The organism is Paenarthrobacter sp. C1 (genome assembly GCF_049315185.1).
In the GTDB taxonomy this organism is placed as follows: Bacteria; Actinomycetota; Actinomycetes; order Actinomycetales; family Micrococcaceae; genus Arthrobacter; species Arthrobacter nicotinovorans.
In genome coordinates this window covers 3,738,092-3,754,577 of record NZ_CP186052.1, presented here as the reverse complement: position 1 = coordinate 3,754,577, position 16,486 = coordinate 3,738,092, and the positions used below count along the sequence as shown (strand labels likewise).

At 63.7% G+C, this 16,486-nt stretch carries 10 protein-coding genes; 7 read left to right on the top strand and 3 right to left on the bottom strand.

The annotated features are described in order from the left end of the window. Positions 1-17: 17 nt before the first annotated feature. On the top strand, positions 18-827 hold the full coding sequence (locus ACNAOU_RS17515) for a class I SAM-dependent methyltransferase (RefSeq protein WP_422757367.1): 810 nt from the start codon (positions 18-20) through the stop codon (positions 825-827). Here ACNAOU_RS17515 and ACNAOU_RS17510 read toward each other — a convergent pair. Continuing rightward, positions 820-3,039 (bottom strand): S9 family peptidase, encoded by a 2,220-nt coding sequence (locus ACNAOU_RS17510; protein WP_422757366.1) that lies wholly within the window; start codon positions 3,037-3,039, stop codon positions 820-822. The genes ACNAOU_RS17515 and ACNAOU_RS17510 overlap by 8 nt on opposite strands. A gap of 267 nt (positions 3,040-3,306) precedes the next feature. On the opposite strand from ACNAOU_RS17510, the gene ACNAOU_RS17505 reads away from it, so the two are divergent. The 6 genes from ACNAOU_RS17505 to ACNAOU_RS17480 all read left to right on the top strand — a co-directional run bounded on the left by ACNAOU_RS17505 (position 3,307) and on the right by ACNAOU_RS17480 (position 11,851). Beyond that, positions 3,307-4,029: a glycosyltransferase gene (locus ACNAOU_RS17505; protein ID WP_018776935.1), complete on the top strand. Its 723-nt coding sequence runs from the start codon at positions 3,307-3,309 to the stop codon at positions 4,027-4,029. Further along, a complete protein-coding gene (locus ACNAOU_RS17500) occupies positions 4,026-5,468 on the top strand; it encodes a glycosyltransferase family 4 protein (RefSeq protein WP_422757365.1) in 1,443 nt (480 codons plus the stop codon). Before ACNAOU_RS17505 ends, ACNAOU_RS17500 begins: the two co-directional genes overlap by 4 nt. Then, complete coding sequence (locus tag ACNAOU_RS17495) at positions 5,458-8,535, top strand: hypothetical protein (protein WP_422757364.1); 3,078 nt, start codon at positions 5,458-5,460, stop codon at positions 8,533-8,535. Before ACNAOU_RS17500 ends, ACNAOU_RS17495 begins: the two co-directional genes overlap by 11 nt. Next, a complete protein-coding gene (locus ACNAOU_RS17490) occupies positions 8,536-9,660 on the top strand; it encodes a glycosyltransferase family 4 protein (RefSeq protein WP_039242718.1) in 1,125 nt (374 codons plus the stop codon). Between the two features lies 1 nt (position 9,661). Continuing rightward, a complete protein-coding gene (locus tag ACNAOU_RS17485) occupies positions 9,662-10,468 on the top strand; it encodes a PIG-L deacetylase family protein (protein WP_082010230.1) in 807 nt (268 codons plus the stop codon). Between the two features lie 114 nt (positions 10,469-10,582). Next, entirely contained in the window at positions 10,583-11,851 is a 1,269-nt protein-coding gene (locus ACNAOU_RS17480) for a glycosyl hydrolase family 28-related protein (RefSeq protein ID WP_156369753.1), read from the top strand. A 61-nt stretch (positions 11,852-11,912) separates the two neighbouring features. On the opposite strand, the gene ACNAOU_RS17475 is transcribed toward ACNAOU_RS17480, so the two are convergent. Beyond that, the gene (locus ACNAOU_RS17475) at positions 11,913-12,824 is read right to left on the bottom strand and encodes a GGDEF domain-containing protein (protein WP_422757363.1); all 912 of its coding nucleotides are present in this window, start codon (positions 12,822-12,824) and stop codon (positions 11,913-11,915) included. Next, complete coding sequence (locus ACNAOU_RS17470) at positions 12,821-16,333, bottom strand: response regulator (RefSeq protein ID WP_422757362.1); 3,513 nt, start codon at positions 16,331-16,333, stop codon at positions 12,821-12,823. Before ACNAOU_RS17470 ends, ACNAOU_RS17475 begins: the two co-directional genes overlap by 4 nt. Positions 16,334-16,486: the final 153 nt, after the last annotated feature.

The following is a 16,486-nucleotide window of genomic DNA, read 5'->3' as shown; positions in this document are numbered from 1 at the left end:
CACCCTATATTTGGAGCATGCTCTCTGCGCTGAGGAAGTACCTGCTGATCCCACGCCTCATCAGGCTCTCCTCTTCGGCGCCCAAGGATCCGCTGACCGCCTGGGACCAATACTGGGGCAACGTGCGATCGACGGGAGCCAGCGGCGATGTCCTCTGGGACTCGGGAAGCGACCATGAACTGAACGGCTACCTTCCCAAGCTGGCGAAACTTGACCCGGCCCTCCCTGTGGTGGACGTTGGATGCGGCAACGGCAGTTTCACCCGGCTCCTCGCAGGGCACTTCCCCCTGGCCCTGGGGCTCGACTACTCCGCCAACGCCATCGACCGCGCCCGGCAGGAGTCAGCCGGCATCACGACGGCGGCATTCGCCGTGTGCGACATGACGGCACCGGACGCTGCGCAGACTGTCGCAACGGCGCTGGAAAAGGCGGGCTGGACCGGCGACTCCAACGTCTTCATCCGAGGCGTGCTGCACGTGCTGGACCGCAAAGGACGTGCAGCCTTGGCGGCAAACCTGCTGCCCGTCGTCGGACGCCGTGGCGGCGTGTTCCTGGCAGAGACCAACTTTCCCGGCACCCCCGTGGACTACGTCAGCCACCTCGGCGCTACCCGCAAGTCGATCCCTGCACCGCTTGAATGGGCCATCCGCGGATTGCCAATGCCGGGCCGCTTCGGCGCGGCGCAGCGCGCCAAGGCCTTTCCGACGGCGGACTGGAACCTTGTGGAGGACGGCGCGACGAACATCGAAACCCGCCCGTTGAGCAACCCATCGGTTCCGGATGTGATCCCGGGGTATTACGCCATCCTCCGCTCAAGGGCTACTTGAGGCCGGCTCCCGGAAGCAGTTTCGTGGCGCCCAGGGAGTCGGCCACGAAGGCGTAGTCCCAGGCACGCTCGCGCCACTGCACGTAGCGGCCCGACGCACCACCGTGGCCGCCGTCCATCTCGATCTTCATGACGATCGGCTCCGTCCCCGTGGAGGTGGCGCGCAGAGCCTGGACCCACTTGGCCGGTTCAACGTAAAGCACACGGGTGTCATTGAAGGACGTCACAGCGGCGATCTTTGGATAGGCCGTGGCTCCCACATTCTCGTAGGGAGTGTAGGACTTCATGTACGCATACGCCTGGGGATCGGTAATCGGGTTTCCCCATTCCTCCCATTCGAGGGCGGACAAAGGCAGCTCGGGGTCCAGGATGGTGGTCAGGGCGTCCACGAACGGGACCTGCGCCACCACCGCAGCGTACTTTTCGGGGGCCATGTTGGCGACGGCGCCCATCAGCAGTCCGCCTGCGGAGCCGCCCATCGCGGCAATACGCGAGGGGTCGACCAATCCCGAGGATGCCAGCCAGTCCGTTGCGGCAATGAAGTCCGTGAAGGTGTTCTTCTTGTTGAGCTTCTTCCCGTCCTCGTACCAGTGGCGTCCCAGTTCGCCGCCGCCCCGGATGTGGGCGATGACCATGACGATGCCGCGGTCCAGGAGTGACAACCGCGCTACGCCGAATCCGGGGTCCATGCTGACCTCGTACGAGCCATATCCGTAGACGAGACCCGCCGCAGTGCCGTCAGGCTGTACCGAAGCGTGACGCAGTACCGACAACGGGACCCGGGTGCCGTCGTCGGCCGTTGCCCATTCGCGCGTCGCCACGTAGTCGGAAGAGGAGTAGCCGCCCAGGACGGGGCTTTCCTTGCGGAGCAGAAGCTGGCCATCGGGCAGCCCGGGAGTGGGGAGGACGAAGTCGTACACCCGTGACGGTGTGAAGTAGGAGGTGTAGCCCATCCGGATCACGGGGGCTTCATAATCCGAGCCCGAAACGCCTGCCGTGTAGAGCTCTTCGTCAAAGGCCGGCTCCACGGGTGCGCCCTGCGCCGGGGTGCCCAGCCCTGCCAACGGCAGCACCTGCACCCTTTCGATGGTGTCCTTGCGGATGGAAAGAACCAGATGGGTGGAGGTCACGCCTGCGCCGTTGACCCTGACATCGTCCGAATGCGCGACGACGGTACGCCAGTTCTGCGCGGCGATGGGCTTGGTGAGCTCCGCCGGGTCCACCAGGCTGACCATCGAGTTGATGGCGTCCTTGTTGTGGGTCAGGAGCAGGGTCTCCCGGCCGTCCAGGAGGAAGGGCTCGGCCTCGTAGAGAATGTGCTCTTCACGTGGAATGACGGTGCTGAGGCCGGATTCGTAGTCGTCGAAACGAAGCAGGCGGGTTTCGCTGAACTCCGAGCAGCCGATGCTGAGCACGAGGTGGCGACGGTCGGAGGCGAGGTCGAAGCCCAGCCACATGGCGACGTCGTCCTCCTGGTAGAGAACCTCATCCTCGGTGACGGGCGTGCCCAGGACGTGGGCCTTCACCTGGTAGGGCCGCCACGACTCGTCCACCACTGTGTAGAAGAGCCTGGTGCCGTCCGGGGAGAAGGCAACCCCGTAGAAAATGTCCTCAATGACATCCGGAAGGAGTTCGCCTGTGCGCAGGTCCTTGATCCGCAGAGTGAATCGTTCGTCCCCGGAGTTGTCCACTGCGTAGGCGTAGAGGTTGCCATCCACGGTCACGGCAGCGCCGCCGACGCTGAAGAACGGCTGGCCCTCGGCTTCGATGTTGCCGTCAAGGAGCACTTCCTCGCCGGGCAGTTCCACGCCGGCCTCCACGGCCGGGGGAGTCCAGTCCGCCACGGGATCGCCCGTGTTCCGGGCCAGGACGCGGCACTGGATGCTGTACTCCTTGCCCTCCACCGAGCGGCTGTAGTACCACCAGCCATCCTTGCGGCTGGGGACCGAAAGATCCGTTTCCTGGGTGCGGCCCTTGATCTCCTGGAACATCGCTTCGCGCAATGGCTCTTGGTGCGCAGTCACGGCCTCCTGGTAGGCGTTCTCCGCTTTCAGGTGCTCCACGACCTCCGGTGATTCCTTGTCCCGGAGCCACTCGTACTGGTCCACGAAAACATCGCCGTGGTGTTCCCGCCGGGTGGGAACCCGCTTGGCAACGGGCGGCTCCGGAACAGTTTCGCGGGTTACCTGGGATGCAGAAGAAATGTGGCTCATGGGGCCACTCTATAGACGCGCTCCGACACTGAACCAGCAATTTCGCTCAGAGCGCCGGGCACGTCCCGGGAAGCCGGGAGCGACCCCATCTCCCGGGAGATCCTCGCGGATCTGCGTCATGACTCGCGCAGCACCCCCACTGCTTATAGGCGAGCACGATTTCGTACGGTGCCCGGAAAGTTGGAGGTTCGGATGTTCACGCTTTACCCGCAAAGTTTTCACCCCGGCAAGAGAGGGAATCCTCATCCCCGGTGGCCCTCCGAATCCATGCGCCGGTCCGTCGTGGACCTTGAGGTCATCATTCCTGCCTACAACGAGGCCGCCAGGATTCCCCACACCCTGCACCAAACCATCGACTTTCTGGCCGGCCAGGCATGGTCGTCGCGCATCGTGGTGGTGGACAACGGCAGTGTGGATGAGACAGCCGCCGTGGTGCGCCGGATCTCCCGTGAACAGCGCGGCATCGTGCCGGTGTCCGTGGTGGGCTGCGCCCGCCGGGGCAAGGGGGCGGCAGTCCGCCGTGGCCTGCTGAGCGGAACATCGAAATTCACCGGCTTCTTCGATGCCGATCTCGCCACTCCGCTGGAAACACTCAGCAAGACCATGGCCCATCTCTCGCGCGGCGCAGCCGCTGTCATTGCCTCGCGCCATTCGCCCGGTTCCACCTTTGTGCGGCCCCAGCATTTGGGACGCCGGATGGGAGGCACAGCCTTCCGGGTATTGACGCGCTCCAAGGTCAAGGGGATCCAGGACACCCAGTGCGGTTTCAAGTTCTTCGAACGCGACGCGCTCACCGCGGCCATGGTGCAGTGCCGGAGCACGGGCTTCGCCTTCGATGTCGAACTCCTCCTGCGACTACAGAACAACGGCGCGAGGATCATCGAACTCCCCGTGGCCTGGACGGATGGTGCTGAGTCCACTTTCCGTCCCTTCCACGATGGCGTTGCCAGCTTCGCATCAGTGATCCAACTTCAGAAAGCAACATCATGACCTTTGCCCTGCCCGACATGAACTCTCCCGCGAGGCTTGCTGGAAAGCGGGTACTGGTGCTCAACTGGCGCGATATCCGGCACTCCCTTGCCGGCGGTGCCGAGCAATACATGCACCAGATATCCAAGAGGTGGGTGGACAGCGGCGTAAAGGTCACCTGGTTCACAGCGCGCGACGCCGGCCAGTTGCCGGAGGATGCAATCGACGGCATCCGGATACTCCGTGCCGGCGGACCGCTGTCCATCTACGGAAAGACCGCAGCCAGACTCCTGCGCAGCGCCGGACAGTTCGACGCCGTGGTGGATTGCCAGAACGGGATTCCGTTCTTTTCCCCGCTGTTCCTGCCCAAGGATGTTCCGATCATCCAGCTGGTGCACCACGTCCATCAGGAGCAGTTCCGCAGCAGGTTCTCTCCACCGTTGGCTGCCGTGGGCAGGTTCCTGGAGAGTGCAGGAGCCAAGAGGGTCTACGGGCGGCGCTCGATGGTTGCGGTGTCACCGTCAACGCGGCTGGAATTGCGGAAGCTTGGCTTTGGAAGCCCCATCCACGTGGTTCCGAACGGCACCATCGACATCCCCAAGGCAGTGGCCACACGGGCAACTGAGCCAACCGTCGCCGTCGTCAGCCGTTTGGTGCCGCATAAGCGGCTGGATCTGCTGCTGGGCCAGTTCGCCGTTGCCGCACGAAGCGTTCCGAACCTGAGGATGGACATCGTTGGGGACGGGCCGGAACGGGCACGTTTGCAGCAGATCGCGATGGATCTTGGCCTGGATCATGCAGTGACATTCCATGGTTATCAGCCCGACGGCGTCCGCGACGAACTGCTGGGCAGGGCCTGGCTGACAGCTTCCACCTCGGCCTCCGAAGGCTGGGGTTGTTCGGTGGTTGAGGCCGCGGCCTGGGGAGTTCCCTGCCTGGCGCTTCGCGTGCCCGGAATACGGGACTCGGTGGTTGATGGCAGGACAGGCTGGCTGGTGGACAACCCTGCCGATATTGGCCGCACCATGGTTCAAGTCATGGCCACGCTGTCCCAGCCGGGCAGTTTCACGGACATTGCGGATGAGTGCCGTGAGTGGGCCCGTTGTTTCACTTGGGAGCGCAGCACCAGGTTGCTCACGGGGGTGCTGCTGGAAGAGGAGAAGTTGCGGCGGGACGGTGGAGATCCCCGGGCCTGTCACTCGGATCTCTCCACCCTGGTTCGTTTCGAACTGCCGCACGGAGCATCCCTCAAGTCGATTCTGCGGCCTACCGATGAAGTAGCCCTGAGCAATGACGGGCGCGTGGCGATCCTGATGAAGGGACGCGACGAATTCGAGGCTTTCGCTGCAGCACAGAGCATTGGCGTTGCCAACCCGGAACTTCGCCAGGCGGGCCGCTACACGCTTCTTGCCGGACCCGAAAGCCTGTTTGCTCCGGCTGACGTAATCGATGGCCAATAGCTCCGTGGACGCGGACACCGCACCTTTCCCTTCCCGGGAGGCGGACACAGGAGGCCGCGCCAACCGAACGCCGGACCAAGGCACGAATATATCGCAGAACAGTGGCCTTCTTGCGGTCTCGGCCGGTGTAGTCGGGGTGGTCAGCTATGCCTGCACGTTGCTGATGGCGGCCCTGCTTCCAACCACTGATTACAGCCTGTTCGCAGCGGCCGCGATGCTGGTAGGCATTGTGGGCATCGTCGCCGCTGCGCTGGTTCCCCTTCCTCTTTCCCACACCGTGGCTGTTCACGCGGAGGGCTCGGAGGGTCGGCGGGATGGTTTGTCGTTCTCGGTCTTTGTGTCGTGTCTGGCGGGGCTGGTGGCAGCCATCGTGACAGGCTGCCTCACTCTCGTCATTGGTACCCCCTCCATGGCTCTTGCTGTCGGCTTGGCCTCCTTCACGATTTTTGTGGTGGCGGTGCCTGCCGGATGGCTCCAGGGCGAATTGCGCTTTACGTGGTACGCCTTGGGAACCGTGGCCGAGGTTGTGGTCAGGCTGCTTGTCAGCCTGGTGGTGGCCGTGCTGGCTTGGGGTGCCGGGGGCGCGGTGACGGGCTTCGCGGTGGGGGCCTTGGCGGGTTTGGTGGTACCGCCGGCTTTCTACCGTGACCTGCGCTGGCGTCCCAGGGTGCTGCGTGAGAAATGGCGTTGGGCGGAAACCAGCGACATCGCCTCAGTTCTCTGCGTCGTGTCTGTGCTGGTGGGCATGGACGTGGTGGTGGTTGGTTTCCTGGACCAGGGATCGGTGGCAGCGGCTGGGTTCCAGGCCCTCTCCACCTTGGCCAAGGGGCCCGTCTATGTGGCGGCCGGAACCGCGCTGGTGGCATTCCCCTTGTTGCGGAGCCCTGGCGCTGATGTTGGCCGGATTCTTGCCGGAGCCTTTTCCTCGTTCGGGCAGTTGGCCGTGGTGGCCTTTGCCATCATTGCCACGGCACCGCCTCTGCTGGCCGGCCTGGTGATTCCCCGGAAGTACCACGGTTCCATTGACCTCCTCCCGTGGCTGGCCGCATCAGGTCTCGGTTATGCCGTCCTGATGGTGCTTTCCACGATCCTTCTGGCTGTGCGCGCCTATCGCCGATGCCAACTGGGCCTCGCATGTGCATGCCTCTTGGTGGTTGGCGGCCTGTGGGTCGGCTGGGAGTTGAACAGGGTACCGGGCATGGCGGCAGGTGCCGCGGCCGGGGCAGTGTCGGCGGCCTTGGTCATGGCTGTTCTGGCCCGCCCTGTGCTGGCCAACGCCAACCCGGGAAAGGGAGCAGGCCGTTTTGCCATCCTGGCGGTCGCCCTGATCGTGGTCCTCGGCGTGGCCGCCCACCTGCAGCCACTGCTCTGGCTTCTGCCCGCCATGATCAGCGGGGTCGCTGTCTTGGCGCATCAGCGTGGGTTGCTGCCACACAGGAATGACTTCAAGTTTTTCCGCCGCCGCACTCATGGTGCCCGTAGAAGGAGTTCCGGCCGTCGGTCCAACCACACGGGATCCCGGCGCGCGGGGCGCCTGCCGGCCTGGATCAGAAGAGGAGCGTCCAATAAATCACTGGCAGTCGGCTCGGTTGTTGTCGCAGCGTTCGGTGTCCGGGCGCTGGGGCTGGAGCGCGGCTTCGAGTTGTGGGTGGATGAAATGTTGTATGTGCGGCTGGGGGAGTCGGTCAGCAACGGCATGTTTCCCACGCTGCCGGACGGGCCGTTCTTCCTGCATCCGCCCGGATATTTCCTGCTTGAAGCAGGAGTCATCAAGGTGTTCGGCATTTTCGGGGACATCATCGATGTGACGCTGCAGCTACGGTGGCTCAACGGCGTTCTGGGGGCTGTCACCGTGGGGCTCGGATTCTTGTTGGTCGACCATCTGGCCACGAAGACCGCTGCATGGCTTACCGTCGTGCTCCTGGCCTTTGAACCGTTCATCCTGCGCAACAACAGCCACGCCTTCCTTGAGACATCTGCCATGGTTCCCGCGCTGGCCGGGATGTTGTTGCTTGTGGGCGCCCGCGAGCCTGGGAGCAGGGCGCGATGGTTCCTCAGATTGATGGCTGCCGGATTGTTGTTCGGGTACTCCATCCTGTGCAAGGACTTCTTCTTCATTTGCACGCTGGCTCCCGTGCTGGCCGCCGTTGTGTGGAAGAAGACCCTTCCGTGGCGGGAAGCGCTGGTGCTGATAGTCTTCGGCGCACTGCCTTATGCAAGCTACTTGCTGGTGGTTGCCGCCGGCGGTCATTTTTCCGATTGGGTGTGGGCAAAGACCCACGGGCTGGTGCGCATGTCCGGTGTGGAGAAGACCACCGGCTTCACTTCTGAAGGATCACCGAGCTTGGTGTCGCGCCTTATTGAGCAAAGCGGGCATTTCGGCACGAGCTATCTTCTGCTGGGCCTGTGCCCGCTGGTGGGACTCATCCTGTGCTTCAGCCATCATGCCGGGAGGCGACTGATCGGACTCGGCGGCTTGGCCCTGGGAGCCGCCGGCGTCTACAGCGCCGCGTTTGGCACCTTTGAGGAACAGTACGGGTACGGCGTCATGGTGGCCGGCGCGTTGTGTTCGGTCATTGTGGTGGTGGAGCTCAAAGAGAAATACCACCGCGCAGGCAGAGCCCTGGGCGTCGTCAGCGTCTGTTTCGTGGCGTTGACCGTGGTGCTGGGTCTTCGGACTGAATTGACGGTGGACAACGGCTTCGTCCGGTCCAACGACTGGGTGCAGGCGAACCTGCCAGCGGACGCACGGATCAGCGTCACCAACAGCACAGGCCACTTCGCCTATCTGGATGACCCGCGGTTTGGTATCTGGCCTTCGGCGCCCCTGATGAAGCAGAACGGGGCCAGCTACATCCTGACCCAATCCAAACCCACCAGCCAAGGCTACGGCTATGCCAATCCCACCATGCTCGCCTGGTTGAAGGAGCATGCGAGGCCCTTGGTCTCGACGCCGGGCCCGACCAACGGCGAAACGACCATCTGGTTTGTCGAACCGGCTGATCTCGAACAGGCGGCGATGACCAACATCGGTGAGCCCTCCAAAAGCTACGGAACGGAAAAATAGATGAGAGTACTGCATCTGGGCTTCGAAGATCCACGCATGCCAGGAGCCGGCGGAGGATCCGTGAGGACCCACGAGATAAACCAACGGCTGGCGGCGAGGGGTTTCGACGTAACGGTCCTCACCACCCGGTATCCAGGATGGGAAGAGCGTGTCCAGGACGGGGTCCACTACGTCCCCATTGGCCTCGGGGAAGGCCGCAACCGGCTGTCCAGGCTCCTGGCGTATGTTCTGTGTTTGCCGTTTGAAACCCTCAGGAGGCACGGGAAGACAGACCTGGTGGTGGAGGACTTTTTTGCCCCCTTCTCAACGATGGCCGCACCGCTCTGGACCCGGCGCCCCACCATCGGGGTTGTCCAGTGGCTCCATGCCAGGGAGAAGGCGCGGCAGTACAAACTCCCCTTGCACTGGCTCGAGCGGCTGGGGGTGCGCTCGCACCGGAGGCTCATCTCTGTTTCGCAGGGAATCGCGGAGCGGTTGACGCAGCTGAATCCGCGCCTCCACGTGGACGTGATCGGAAATGGCGTGGACCCGGCCGCGTGGAAACCCATTCCACATCTGGGGAAGGACGTCATGTTCATTGGCCGCCTGGAGTACGGCCACAAAGGCCTGGACCTCCTCCTGGAAGCCTGGGCGCAATGCTGTGACCGGGTGGATGGCGACCTGCTGGTGGCCGGCACGGGTCCGGATGAAGCCAGGTTCCGCGAAGGCATCCGGGAGACGGGACTGTGTGGACGCGTGCGGATGCTCGGATGGTTGTCAGGTGACGAAAAGTTCCAGGCGCTGAGCGATGCGCGGCTCGTGGTGGTGCCGTCCCGGCACGAAACCTTCGGATTGGTTGCCATCGACGCCTTGGCGGTGGGGACCCCCGTGGTTGCCTTCGACATCCCCTGCCTCCGTGAGATCGTCCCGACGGGTGTCGGCTGGCTGGTCGAAGCGCTGAACGTCGCCAAGCTGGCTGATGAGATCGCCCTCCGATACACGGAGCCGGCGCTTGACGGGGTGGCAGCAGAGGGACGCCGGTTCGCCGCTGCGTATGACTGGGACGTGTTGGCCGAGCGCCAGGCTGCAGCGTACAAGGACGCGGTGGCAACCCTGAAACCGACCGCATCCGGGGAAGGGGCTTGACGTGCAACTCCTTAACAGGATCGAACGGTCCATGGCCGGGGATGCGCCCTGGCTGGTCCTTTCCCCTCACCTCGACGATGCCGTGTTGTCCTGCGGAGCGCTGATTGAAGCCCAGGCCCGTGGCCGCCAAATAGTGGTGGCCACGCTGTTCTCCGACGCAGATCCCGGCCCGCACACCAGGGCTGCGGGGTCGTTCCTGCGCCAATGCGTGGTGGGGGACGCCGGTGGCCTTTACAGGGCCCGGCAAAGTGAGGACCGGGAGGTCCTGACGGACATGGGCGTTCAGTCCCTTCACCTCGGGGCCGTGGATGCCCTCTTCCGGCGTCGACGGCGGCCGGCGCGGTGGGGGAGCAGCGCATGGGACCGGCTCCTTCCGGAGTTCACCCACCGTTACCCCACCTACCGCTTCGACATCGCCCAGGGCAGGATTTCGCGTGGGGACAAGGGGCTCATCCGCTCGCTCGCAGCCACCGTCGCCACGCTGCTGGCGGAGACTCAGGCGGAGCTGCTCTTCTGCCCGGCCGGCGTGGGGAAACACGTGGACCATCTGATTACCCGCCAACTGGGGACGGACCATCGGGACAGGCTGGTGATGTACTCGGATTTCCCCTACGACCTCCAGGCCGGACACGATTCACGGTTCATGAACCAGCTGGGATACGAGCCCTGGTCCTGGGACGACGGGCTTGCCGGGAAACAGCGTCGGATCAGGCAGTACGCCTCCCAGGTAGAGGCGCTCTTTCCCGACGGCGGGATTCCACGGAAACCGGAAAGCTACTTTGTTCCCGGGGCCGATGCCGGATGGTGACTTCACTGACGTTATCCACGGGACGAGGTTCATCGTTTTGCCCGGTGAGTGTGTCCATACGCAGAGTCCGACGAACGGCGCCGGCGGAGCGTCTTGACACTTTGGGGGATCGCAGTGGGAACTGCTGACATTGAATTGGGACTGCCGATGCGCCGTACCGGGGCGCAACCACGACGGCGGTGGACCGCTTTGGCGGTAGCGGCCACAGTTGCCTCACTCGCCATGGCCGGGGCGCCTGTTGCTACGGCGACGGCGACGTCGACAGCAACAGCCGGTCGGGGATTTTCGCTGTCAGCAGCTCCCACGGCCACAACTGCGGATGCGGCATGCACCAAGAGCGGCGCGACAGGCAGCACCGCCACCAGGGCCTACACAGTCACTACTACCGTCAACGATGCCGGGGACGACACAAGCGCCATCCAAAACCGCATCAACGCCGCAGGAGCAGCCGGGGGCGGCGTCGTCAAACTTGTAGCAGGCACCTACATCATCAACGGCAAGCTAAGAATGGCGAACAATGTGAAACTGGAGGGCGCAGGCCCGGCCACGATCCTCAAAGCAGGCCCGGATTTCCTGTCGGCAAAAGGACCGTACGGTGGTTACCCCATTGTCACCACCAACTACGCCACGAATACCACGATCACGAACCTCACGGCGGACCATTCAGGCAACACCCTCCCAGCCAGTAACAGTTTGGACGGGCGCTTGAGCGAGTACGTCGTGGACATCCGGGGCGGCTCCAACAACCTCGTGGATGGGGTGCATGTAAAGAACCCGTTCACATACTCCATCGCCGCCGCCGGGACCACGAAGTTCTGTGTTAAGAACAGCAGCACCGTTGTGGTCACGAGCGGCAAATATGACCAGCTTGACGGCATTCACGTCCTGGACTCATCCTTCGGCGATGTCATCAGCAATGCCATCGACCAGCGCGTTGGAACCGACGGTGACGACGGCCTTGTAGCCCACACCATCGATGGAACCACTCACGACATCAACTACATCGGGAACACGGTCCGGGGCGGACACCGGGGCAGCAGCATGCAACTAGCGGTCGGCAACCACTCGATCTATAACCTGAAAGTCGCCGATAACGAGTTCTACGGGGCGCCGTACGGTATCCGTACCGGCTATTATGACAACCGCACCGGGGCAGTCACTGGGGTGATCCTGAGCGGCAACTACATCCACGATCTGGAATTCGGTCACGTGCTCCCCGAAGGCAGCTACGACGCCATCCACATAGGCGACTTCGGCGCTCAAGGCCCGATCACCAACGTGGTCGCCACCGACAACAGGGCGTGTGCAGCAGGTGATATCCACTTGGCACCCGGCACCAGCAACGTCAAACGAAACAACACCATACAAACAGGAACATGCTGACCCTGCGCCAGGACCGGATCCTGGCCGGCGGATTTAGCCGGCAGCTGCAGCCACGCACAGATCATTCCGCATAGAAGTTATGGGCAAAGGCCACCCTGTTCCTGCCTGCAGCTTTGGCCGCGTACAGGGCGAGGTCGGCCTCCCGCAGGAGCTGTTCGGTTCCGGCGGGGTGGCCCCCCGAGGAAGCGGCGATTCCCGCGCTGATGGTCAGGACGCCGTCGGGGTCGCCAGAGTGCTCGATCCGCAGGTCATGAACGGCTGACCGGACCCGTTCCATGACCTTTTCCGCAGAAGCCGCCGACTGTTCCCGGAGCAGTAACAGGAACTCTTCCCCGCCGAACCGATACACGGCGTCCGTGGCCCGGATTTCGCCGGAAAGGGTGGCGGCGATGGCCACCAGCGCGGCATCCCCGGCTTGGTGGCCGTAGATGTCGTTGTAGCTTTTGAAGTTGTCAACATCCACCATGGCCAGGCAGTAGCCGTGGCTTCCGTCGTGCAGGTCTCCCAGATCCTCGGAAAGTTTGAGCCGGTTGTGCACCTTGGTGAGGGGGTCCGTGCGTGCCTGCTCGGTCAGGGCCGAACGGTACCGGGCGAGGTCCGCGTGCAGCGACGTAATACGCTGGGCGGCCAGGAGCCGGATGTGCAGGCTGAACGGGTCCAGGGGTTTGGTGACGTAGTCGTCGGCTCCTGCTTCCATTCCCGCAAGGACGTCCTTCCGCGAGCCATGGGAGGTCACCAGGATGACGTAGGTGTACCTGTCCTTCTCCGCTGCCCGGATGGCACGGCAGAGGTCCAGCCCGTTGAGCCCGGGCATCATCAGGTCCGTCACCACGGCTTCCGGTCTGTGCTCCTGGAAGAGTTGCCAGGCCGAGTCGCCGTCCACGGCCACGATGCAGTCATGCCCGGATTGTTCTACGGCCGCTTTGGTGATCATGCGGGAGATCTGGTCGTCGTCCGCTATAAGGATCTTCATAGGGCTCCCAATAAGATGCGCTCAAGGGCATGGTCAACCCTTGCCAGTTCTGCGGTCAGCCGCTCCAGCAGCCGCGTTCCATCAGCGACCAGCTCCGGCCTGCTCTCCCGGCCAAGGGTTTCCAGTTCCCGGCACAAGGCTGCGGCGCCCACGGCTCCGATGTTGGCTGCTGCGCCTGCAAGTTTGTGTGCGGCCGCTTCGACGGCGGACGGTTGCCCGGCGTCGATGGCTGACCGCAGTGCCTCTACGGTTCCGCCGGCATCTTGCCGGAAGGCCTCGATGGCCGCCGGGAGCAGGCCCACGCCGTCGTCGGGTCCCAGTTCGCGGAGGATCTGGAGGCGCCCGGTGTCGAGAACAACCGCGTCCGACGGCGGTGCTTCCGCCGGCTGCGGCACCCCGGCGGCGGGCGGTGTGGGAGCAGCGGCGGCTTCCGCCGTCGTCGGTTCTTCCAACTGCGGCACCCAACGCGCCAGTACGGTTCCCAGAGTAGCGAGGTCGACGGGTTTGCTGATGTAGTCGTCCATGCCGGCAGCGAAGCAGCGCTCGCGGTCCTCGTTGAGGGCTCCGGCCGTCATGGCGATGATGGGGATCCGGGCCGAATGCCCGTTGCGGGCGCGGATGGCGCGGGTGGCATCGAAGCCGTCCATGACCGGCATGTGGCAGTCCATGAGTACCGCCGCGTAGTTCCCGGTGAGGGCCGCCGTCACGGCTTGTGCGCCGTCTTCGACTATGTCCACGCCGTAACCGAGGCGGTTCGCCATGCCGCGTGCCACCAGCTGGTTGACCTCGTTGTCCTCTGCCACGAGCAGTTTTCCCAGCCGTGCTACCGGCTCGGCGGACGGAGCGGCCGCTGAGGGTGCCGGTGCTGCGGGGGCACGCATGGTTCTGGTGGCCATGAGGCGAAGGAGCCGGTTGTAGAACTCGGAACTGCGGACGGGTTTGGTGAGGTACTCGCGGATCCCGGCTGCTGCCAGATCGACTTTGTCCACCAACATGGTGGAGGTCAGCAGGATGATCCCGGGTGTTCCGGGGTTGGTGCTTTCATGGTTGATGAGGCGTGCCAGCTCCAGACCGTCGGTGTCCGGCATGCACATGTCCACCACGGCGATGTCGTAGGGGTGGCCTTCCAGGACGGCGTTGCGGTATTCGGTCATCGCGGAGGACGCATCGGCCACAGCCACCGGCGTCATGCCCCAGCTGTCCAGCTGAGTCTCCAGCACGAGGCGGTTGGTGGCGTTGTCGTCCACCACCAGCACCCTCTTGCCCGCCAAAGAAGCAGGCAGGGTGAGAGTTTCCGAGGCCGGCGGTCCGATGGGCAGTTCCAGTTCGAACCAGAATTTGCTGCCGTTGCCCAGCTCACTGTCCACACCGATGCGGCCGCCCATGGCCTCCGTGAGCCGCCGGGATATGGCCAGCCCCAACCCGGTTCCACCGTAGCGGCGCGTAGTTGAAGCATCTGCCTGGGCGAAGGAATCGAACAGGCGGTGGTGGTCGGTGGCACTGATGCCGATTCCCGTGTCACGGACTTCAAAGCGCAGCGAGGCGTTACCGGCATCTGTCCCCAGCACGGAGACTTTGATTTCGACTTCTCCGGACGGGGTGAATTTCACGGCGTTGGAGGAGAGGTTCACCAGGATCTGCCTGATGCGGCCGGAGTCGCCCATGAGCCGTCCCGGAACATCGGGATGGCAGTAGGAGATGAGTTCCAGATTTTTGCCTTGTGCGGCCTCGGCCACGAGTCCGGCGACTTCTTCCACGAGTGCCCGGGGGTCGAAGGCAGTGACTTCCAGATCCACTTTCCCGGCTTCGAGTTTGGAGAAATCCAGGATGTCGTTGATCAGCGTGAGGAGGACTTCGCCGGCTCCCTTCACACCTTGGGCGTACTGCCGTTGGCCTTCGCTGAGCGGCGTGTCCATCATCAATGAGGTCAGCCCGATCACGGCGTTCAGTGGTGTCCGGATCTCGTGGCTCATGGTGGCCAGGAATTCGGATTTGAGTCTGCTTGCTTCCAACGCGGCTTCCCGCGCGGCCATAAGTTCGGATTCGGCGGCTTTGCGTGCAGTGATGTCACGCGAAATGAAGGCCACTCCGCGTATCCCGGACGCGTTCCGGACAGGGGAGAGAGTGACGGAAACAGGGATGGTGGCCCCATCACCGCGAACGCGTTGCGTTTCGTAGTTCTGCACGTCCCCGGTCCGGGCTGTGACGTCCATTGCCCGGCGCTCTTCCTCCTGCGCAGCTGCCGGAATGAAGAAGTCGCCCTTCCTGCCGATCACCTCCGAGGCCGGATACCCGAAGATTTTTTCGGCCCCGGGGTTCCAACTGGTGATGACACCGTCCAGGCTTTCGCCGACAATGGCGTCGCCGGAGGAATTGACGATCGCCCCCAGCCCCTCAAGTTCGGCCGTGCGTTCGGCCACTTTCGACTCGAGGTCGCGTGTGAGCGTCACATTTTCGACGACGATCAGCACCTGGCGCACGATGACGAACCCCAGGACCACCAGGCCGGTGACCAGCAGGACGGGGTCGGCGCCGATGGGGCCGGTCCGGGAGAAGAACACGGCACTAAAAACGGGGAGGTAGGGGAGCAGCTCAAGGGCGGCGGCATAACCGCGGCCGTCCTTGCGATTGCTGCCGGTTTCCGGCACCAGCGGGCTTATGCCCACCAGCAGGAAGGCTACTACCCACCCCAGCGCCAAGGGCGATCCTGTGACACCTGAAATGCCTTCCAGGGTGAGCCGCATGTAGGCGAGGTCCGTGAGGGCAAGGATCCAGAAACCGATGCCAAGGCTTAGCCACGGCAGTCTGCGCCCCCGGGCCGCACGCATGGTGAGGACGATGACCACGGAGACCATGAGGACGTCTGCGATGGGGTAGGCCATCTGTGTTATCCGGGCAAAGGCGTCACTGTCCTTGGCACCGGCCAGCGGACCCAGGACCGAACTCCACGCGATGAAGAACGTGGAGCTCGCCACTACCCCCGTGTCGAGGATGGCCCGGCGCAAAGGCAGCCGCAAACCCTGTCCGCGCAAAAGCAGGACCAAGCCAATGGAGGCCGGTACCGCGTACCAAACAAAACCGACGTCGGCGAACGACGGAAAAGGGTAGTCGTGGTCGAGGGTGATGCCGTTGAACGTCCAGATGCCTTGGCCGACAGACCAGAGCGCCAGTCCCGCCACAACGAACCAGCGGCCCGTAGCGTTGACCGGCTGTTTGAGGGCTGCGCGTGTATGGGTCGTCAGTGCCGTCAGGACGGCTGTGAGGATCGCCAGGTCACCTGCGAGCTGGGCTGTATTGGTGCCGGTTCCGCTTGCCAGGCCAACGGCCAGCAGTACTGCGCAGAAGGCAACCGCAATCAGGAAGAACGGCATTCCGCGTCCCGACCACGAGCGCTTCGAAAGAACCTCGTGCTTCACTCCCGCCACTGAACCCCTGCCTTCAAAAGTGGCCCCACCAAAAGCGAACGACGCCGTCTTAGCTGCGCTGAGGAGAGCATACGCTGAAAACACCCGTTCAGGGCACAATAAATGTCCTGTGAAGCGCGCAAGGCTGCAGCTGTTCCCGCCAACGTCCCATCAACCGGGACCTGAGTACTGCCAAGTAGTCCGTTCCCGGAAACTGCGTAATACCTGACAGCGCCGCGCTTCCCTTGCAGGGAAAGT

Bases quoted from the DNA above. Each gene is read 5' to 3' on its own strand.
- ACNAOU_RS17475 (WP_422757363.1), bottom strand. From the start codon at position 12,824: ATGAAGATCCTTATAGCGGACGACGACCAGATCTCCCGCATGATCACC.
- ACNAOU_RS17505 (WP_018776935.1), top strand. From the start codon at position 3,307: ATGCGCCGGTCCGTCGTGGACCTTGAGGTCATCATTCCTGCCTACAAC.
- ACNAOU_RS17490 (WP_039242718.1), top strand. From the start codon at position 8,536: ATGAGAGTACTGCATCTGGGCTTCGAAGATCCACGCATGCCAGGAGCC.
- ACNAOU_RS17515 (WP_422757367.1), top strand. From the start codon at position 18: ATGCTCTCTGCGCTGAGGAAGTACCTGCTGATCCCACGCCTCATCAGG.
- ACNAOU_RS17500 (WP_422757365.1), top strand. From the start codon at position 4,026: ATGACCTTTGCCCTGCCCGACATGAACTCTCCCGCGAGGCTTGCTGGA.
- ACNAOU_RS17510 (WP_422757366.1), bottom strand. From the start codon at position 3,039: ATGAGCCACATTTCTTCTGCATCCCAGGTAACCCGCGAAACTGTTCCG.
- ACNAOU_RS17495 (WP_422757364.1), top strand. From the start codon at position 5,458: ATGGCCAATAGCTCCGTGGACGCGGACACCGCACCTTTCCCTTCCCGG.